This window comes from Glycomyces dulcitolivorans (assembly GCF_003265355.1).
In the GTDB taxonomy this organism is placed as follows: domain Bacteria; phylum Actinomycetota; class Actinomycetes; order Mycobacteriales; family Micromonosporaceae; genus Glycomyces; species Glycomyces dulcitolivorans.
The window spans coordinates 1-2262 of record NZ_QFRW01000144.1; the positions used below are offsets into that span (position 1 = coordinate 1).

Consider the following 2262-nt stretch of genomic DNA (forward strand, 5'->3'; position numbering starts at 1 on the left):
GGTCCGGGCGCCGTGCAAGGACGGCGCCCGGACCGGCCATCCGTCAACCACCCATCTGAAGGAAACCGAATGTCCAACTGGCCCAACCCGATCCTCTTCGGCGCCGCCTACTACTACGAGTACCAGCCCGCCGCCGCGCCCGGCCTCGACGGCGAAGCCGGACTCCAGCGCCTCATCCACGACCTCGACCTCATGGTCGAGGCCGGGTTCTCCGTCATCCGCGTCGGCGAATCCGTTTGGAGCACTTGGGAACCCGATAACGGCCGCTTCGACCTCGACTGGCTGCAACCGGTCCTGGACGGCGCGCACGAGCGCGGCATCGCCGTCGTCCTCGGGACGCCCACGTACGCCGTCCCGCCGTGGCTCGCCCGCCTCTACCCCGAGATCGCCGGCGAGCACCGCACCGGCGAGCGGATCGGCTGGGGCGGCAGGCAGGAGGTCGACTACACCCACCCGGCCTTCCGGTTCCACGCCGAACGCGTCATCCGCAAGATCCTCGCCCGGTACGCCGACCACCCGGCCGTCATCGGCTTCCAGGTCGACAACGAGCCGGGCCTCCACCTCTTCCACAACCACGGCGTGTTCCAGCAGTTCACCGACCACCTGCGGCACAAGTACGGCGACGTCGAGACCCTCAACCGCGAATGGGGCCTGGTGTACTGGTCCCACCGGCTCTCGACCTGGGCCGACCTGTGGACCCCCGACGGGAACGCGCAGCCGCAGTACGAGCAGGCGTGGCGGCGCTTCCAGACCGAGCTGACCACCGACTTCATCGGCTGGCAGGCCGACATCGCCCGCGAGTACTCCCGCGAGGACCAGTTCGTCACCACCTGCATCTCCTACCCGCGCCCGGCCATCGACGACCGCGCGCTCGCCTCGCGCCTGTCGATCACCGCCGGGAACCCGTACTACCGCATGCAGGACGCCTTCGCGCTCCCGCACGACAGCGCCGGCGACGCCGCCGCCTGGAACACCCGCGGCACGTGGGCGCTCTACCACTCCGCCGACCGGATGTACTCCTCGCGGCAGGAGCCGTTCCTCGTCACCGAGACGAACGCGCAGGCCATCGGCGGGCCCTGGGACAACCACCCCGCGTACGACGGGCAGTGGCGCCAGGCCGGATGGGCGCTGGTGTCTCGCGGGGCCAGGATGATCGAGTACTGGCACTGGCACACCCTCCACTTCGGAACCGAGACGTACTGGGGCGGCATCCTCCCCCACAGCCAGCAGCCCGGCCGGACCTACCGCGAGCTCGCGCAGCTGGGCGCGGAGTTCCGCAAGGCCGGTGCGACCCTGGACGGGCTGGTGCCGCATGCCGACGTCGCGGTCCTGTACTCCAAGCCGAGCGAATGGGCGCTCGCGGCGCAGCCGGCTCTGGCGGATGCCGAGGGCGGGCCCGACCGGCGCTCGTTCGAGTCGATCAGCGGGCCGTTCTACAAGGGCGCCTTCGACGCCGGGCTCCAGGTGCGCATCGTCCACACTGAGCAGCTCGGCTCTCCGGAGGAGGCGGTGGCGCAGTTCCCGGTGCTCGTGGCGGCCGGGATCTACACGGCCGACGACGCGCTGTTGGACTGGCTCGACCGGTACGCGGCGGCGGGCGGGCACCTGGTGCTGGGCCCGCGCACGGGCTACGCGGACGAGGAGGCGCGGGCGCGCCTGGAGGTCAAGCCCGCGCGGCTCACCGAGGCGGCCGGGGCCTGGTACGAGGAGTTCGCGAACCTCGACGGCGAGGTCGCGGTGCACGCAGCCGAGGGCTCGGGGCTGGACCTGGGTCCCGATGCGGCGGCGCTGAAGTGGGCCGACGGGGTCTACCTCGACGGCGCCGAGGCGCTGGCCGAGTACGCGCACCCGCACTTCGGCAAATTCAAGGCGGCGACGACGCGGGAGCACGGCCGGGGCCGGGTCACCTATGTCGGGACGGTCCCGAACGACGCCTTCGCGAAGGCGCTCTTCACTTGGGCCGCAACGGGTGACGCGTGGCGTCCGGCGAACCCGAGTGTGACGGCGACGAGCGGCACCGCGGGCGACGGCGGCACGGTCCGCTTCGTGCACAACTGGTCCTGGGACGAGACTTCGGTGGAACTGCCGGTCGCGGCGGTCGACCTCCTGGACGACGCCGAGTACGCGGCGGGTACTTCACTGCGCCTGGGGCCGTGGGACGTGAAGGTCCTGCGCGAGATCGGGTAAGAGCTGATCGGGGGCCGGACCGCGTCGCGGTCCGGCCCCTAGCCGCGCTCGCTCCATCGGGCGAAGCTCCGGGTC

Annotated in this window: 1 protein-coding gene; it reads left to right on the forward strand. The window is 71.7% G+C overall.

The genetic code is table 11. The features are described from left to right. The first annotated feature begins 69 nt into the window (after positions 1–69). On the forward strand, positions 70–2187 hold the full coding sequence (locus DI269_RS13220; RefSeq protein ID WP_112136604.1) for a beta-galactosidase: 2118 nt from the start codon (positions 70–72) through the stop codon (positions 2185–2187). Positions 2188–2262: the final 75 nt, after the last annotated feature.